The 4282-nt window shown below is 70.0% G+C and carries 2 protein-coding genes; both read right to left on the reverse strand.

Annotated elements, in window-relative coordinates:
• Positions 1-221 precede the first annotated feature (221 nt).
• Positions 222-977, reverse strand: a complete 756-nt coding sequence (gene nei2 / locus VFA16_RS12945) for an endonuclease VIII Nei2 (protein WP_324968197.1) — start codon at positions 975-977, stop codon at positions 222-224.
• Positions 978-980: 3 nt separating this feature from the next.
• The coding region (locus VFA16_RS12950) for an Lhr family helicase (RefSeq protein ID WP_324968198.1) at positions 981-4282 on the reverse strand (3302 nt) is incomplete at its 5' end.

Here is a 4282-nt window from a genome sequence, read left to right on the forward strand (position 1 = left end):
CCACAGCAAGGCCGCCCAAGAGTGATCGCACAGGGATAGGCGAGCGCATCCGGATGGTCGTCATTCGGTGAACCTCTCCGCTAAGCCCAACCGCGAACTGGCTCGCAAACCAAGTCGCTGACATCGCGATCATCGCATGCCGCAATCGAATTGGCCACGCTCTACGGGGAGCCGCTAGCCCGCGGGCAGGATCGTTAACGTGACGGACACGCCTCGGGCATTCAACGTTGGCAGGCCGGGCACCAATACGTCACCCGCCCATTGGTGTTGTCATGCCTGACGGGCGTGCCGCACCGACGGCAACTCTGCCCGGCTCGCCCGTACACCCACAGTTGCCGGCCCGCCCGAGTGTCGCCGGTGGTGCAGCGGCTCCAGCGGTAGCGGTTGGCCCACAGCATATCTCGGGCTCGGGACACCAATCGGTGTGGATCGGTGACCCCGCTTACCGGCGTGGTGGGCAGATGTCCGCTGACGAAACACAGTTCGTTGCAGTAGACGTTGCCGATCCCGGCCAGTACCCGCTGGTCGAGTAGCGCATCGGCTAGCGGCCGGTCCGGCTCGGCGACGAGGTTGGCGGCCGCAATCTGCGGATCCCAGTCGTCGCCGAGCAGGTCAGGACCCAGGTGGGCGACCACGTCGCCGTCGTGGGCGCGGTCGAGCACCTCCAGTACCCCGAGGTCGATCCCCACGGCCCGGACGTCCCCTGCCTCCAAGATGATTCGGACGCGGTGATCGGTCCACGCGCGGCCGCTGGTCAGCCGCCAGCTGCCGTCCATCTTCAGATGTGAGTGGATGCTAGCCGGCCCGACGCGGATGAACAGGTGCTTCCCGCGGCTCAGCACGTCGTCGACCACCTGCCCGGACAGGTCGACGGTGGCGAATCGCGGCACCCGGATGTCGCAGCGAGTCAGGCTGCGACCGGCCAGCGCCTGCCGCAGTATGGCGGCGGTGTGAAAAATGGTGTCGCCCTCGGGCATTCGCTAGCGCAGCCTCAATCCCCGCGGTGTGTTCGCGAAGCCGGCTCCGGTCAGCGCGGCGTGAATCGGCGACTCCCGCAGTTGCAGTGCCGGCACCCCATTGACCCGCTCTACCAGGATGGAATCGACGCGCCGCGCACCGACCAGATCAGCCAGCGCGACCGCGGCCGCATGGTGGGCGTCGGGATCGTCGGTGAAACTCAACAGCGAGCGCCCACCGCGCTCTAAAAACCACGCCAACGCGCCGTCCACCAGCGCGACCAACGCACCGGCCTTGCGGCCAGGACGGGCGGCGCCCTCATCATCGGATGCTCGGGCCGGCCAGGGCAGTGCCGCACCGTAGGGGTTGGCGGGGTCAGCGGCGGCGAGCACCACCGCCCGGTATTGCGGCCGCTGGGGGTCGACGCTGTCGAGGTAGCTGCGGAGCCGGTCGACCGTCGATGCGACGGCAAACTGCGCGCCGCCCAACGACTCTACGAAGTAGCCGCGCTGACAGCGGCCGGCGTCCTCGAACGCGGTCAGCACCTTATACAGCGTGGCGAATCCGCCCGGCACGCCTTCGGCCGCCACCGCGCCCTTGGTGAGCACGCCGTGGCGGTTCAGCAGGAGTTCGGCGTGGTGGTGGGCCCGCAGCGTGGAATCTGGCTCCGGAGCCGGCAGGGCCGACCACCGACCGGCCACGGTGGGATCGGTGGTGCGGGTCTGGGCGTGCGCGACGCTGTAGCGGCTGAGCCGCGGTGGCCGCCGGTGTCGATGTGCTGGTGTGGCTCGTTTGCGGGTGCCCGGGCCGCCGGCCAGCATCGCGCGCACCGGTGCGAACGTGTCGCCGGTGACCCAGCCGGACCAAATCAGTTCCCACAAAGCCGCTTTGAGCTGGGCAGCGCCGTCACCGAGCTGGCGGAAGAAGAATGCGCCGCCGCCGGCCAGCGTGTCGAGGATCGCGCGGTGGGCGTCGGTGAACTCGATTTCGGCGCCGGCGGTCAACGTCAACGGCGCAGTGTCGCTGGCGTGGAACGTGATCCAGCCGTCGTTACCGGAAATCGTTCCGGCACCGGACCATATCACCTCTCCGGAGGCCAGCAGCTCGTCGAGCATGGCAGGGGAGTAGTCGTGCACCCGCGGCGCCAATACCAGCGGTTCGACCGCTGAGGCGGGCATGCGCACACCGGCGAGCTGGTCGAGTACGGCCACCAAACCGTCGATGCCCGAGTTGGTTTCGGCACCCACTTGTTGCCACGCTGGCAGGAAGCGGGCGTAGGCGGCGGTGCTGACCGGCTCGACTTGCGCCCGCAGCGCCGCCAGTGACCGGCGCCGCAAAATCCGCAACACCTCGGTGTCGCACCACTGGTCGCCGGGGGCGTCGGCGACGAAGTCGCCGCGCACGAGCCGTCCGTCGGCGCCCAGCCGGCCCAGGACGTCGGCGGTCACCCGAAGGCCCAGACCGAACCGGGCGGCCGCCTCGGCGGTGGTGAACGGGGTGTGGGTGCGCGCGTAGCGGCCGAGCAGCTCCCCGAGCGGGTCGGCGACCGCCTCGGTGAAGCTGTCGGGCACGCCGACCGGCACGGCGACCCCCACGCCGTCGCGCAGCCGACCGATGTCCTCGACCGCGACCCACCAGGTCCGGCCGGCGAAAGACACTGTCAGCGCGCGTCTGGCGGCGCGCAGTCCCTCCAACCAGCCGCCGACGTCTGCGCCGCCGGCGCGGGCGGCGACCTCGTCCTTGGTCAGCGGGCCCAGCAGCCGCAGCAGGTCGGCCACTCCTTCGGCGTCGCGGGCCATCCGGTCGGCCGACAGGTGCTGTAGCTGCCGGCCGGTTGCGGCGATGACGTCGGGGTCGAGCAGCTCGCGCAGCTCGACGCGGCCGAGCAGCTCGGCCAGCAACGTGGTGTCCAGCGAGAGCGCCGCGGCGCGGCGCTCGGCAAGCGGGCTGTCGCCTTCGTAGATGAACGCTCCGACATAGCCGAACAGCAGCGACGCCGCAAACGGTGACGGCGTGACGGTCTCGGCTTCGGTCAGCCGCACCCGCCGCGCAGCGATGTCAGCCATCAGTGCGGTCAGCGTCGGCACGTCGTAGACGTCTTGTAGGCATTCGCGGATCGCTTCCAGCACGATCGGAAAGTCCGGGTATTTGCGAGCGACGTCGAGCAGCTGGGCGGCGCGCTGGCGCTGATGCCACAGCGGCGAGCGGCGACCGGGGTGTCGCCGCGGCAGCAGCAGGGCACGCGCCGAGCATTCCCGGAAGCGCGACGCGAACAGCGCTGAACCGCCCACCTCGTCGGTGACGATCGGCTCGATCTCGTCCGGGTCGAACACGAACAGATCCGCGCCCGGCGGTGAGCCCGCCGGGTCCGGCCCTGCATCGGCAAGGGTGTCGGGCAACCGCACCACGATGCCGTCGTCGGAGGCGGTCGGCTTCTCGTCGATGCCGTAGCGTTCCCGCAGCCGCCGGCCTACCGCCAACGCGAGTGGGCCATGCACCCGCAGTCCGTACGGCGAGTGCAAGATCACCCGCCAGTCGCCCAGCTCGTCGCGGAACCGCTCCACCAGCAGCGTGGTGTCGGTGGGCACCGCCGCGGTGGCGGTGCGCTGGTCGTCCAGCAGTTGCCACAGGTTGTCGGTGGCGAAGGAATCGAAACCCAAGTCGGCGCAGCGTTTTTCGAAGGCTTTGCGGTCCAGGCTGGCCAGCTCGCCGGTGAAGGCGCCGATCGCGCGGCCCAGCTCGGCCGGGCGCCCGACGTCGTCGCCGCGCCAGAACGGCAACCGGGCGGGCTGGCCCGGCGCGGGGATCACCAGCACGCGGTCGTGGGTGATTTCGGTGATCCGCCAGCTGGTCGCGCCCAGCGATATGACGTCGCCCGGCCGGGATTCGTAGACCATTTCTTCGTCGAGTTCGCCGACCCGCGAGGGCTTTTCGGTGGCAAGCCAGACGGTGAACAGTCCGCGGTCGGGGATCGCCCCGCCGGAGGTGACCGCAAGCCGCTGCGCGCCGGGCCGCGCGGTCAACGTTCCGTTGTCGCGGTCGTAGACCAATCGTGGTCGCAGCTCGGCGAATTCGGTCGACGGATACTTGCCGGAGAGCAAATCCAGTGTCGCCTCGAACGCGCTGCGCGGCAGCGTGGCGAACGATGCGCTGCGCCGCACGGTGTCGAACCAGCGTTCGGCGTCAAGTGGCTCCAGCGCGGCCGCCGCCACGGTGTGCTGCGCCAGGATGTCGAGCGGGTTAGCGGGCACCTGCATTGTTTCGATCTGACCGGCCAGCATGCGCTGGGCGGCGACCGCGCAGCCGATCAGATCGGTGCGGTGTT

This window comes from Mycobacterium sp. (assembly GCF_035653355.1).
GTDB lineage: Bacteria > Actinomycetota > Actinomycetes > Mycobacteriales > Mycobacteriaceae > Mycobacterium.

Coding starts and splice junctions, on each gene's coding strand:
- nei2 (WP_324968197.1), bottom strand. CDS start 977: ATGCCCGAGGGCGACACCATTTTTCACACCGCCGCCATACTGCGGCAG.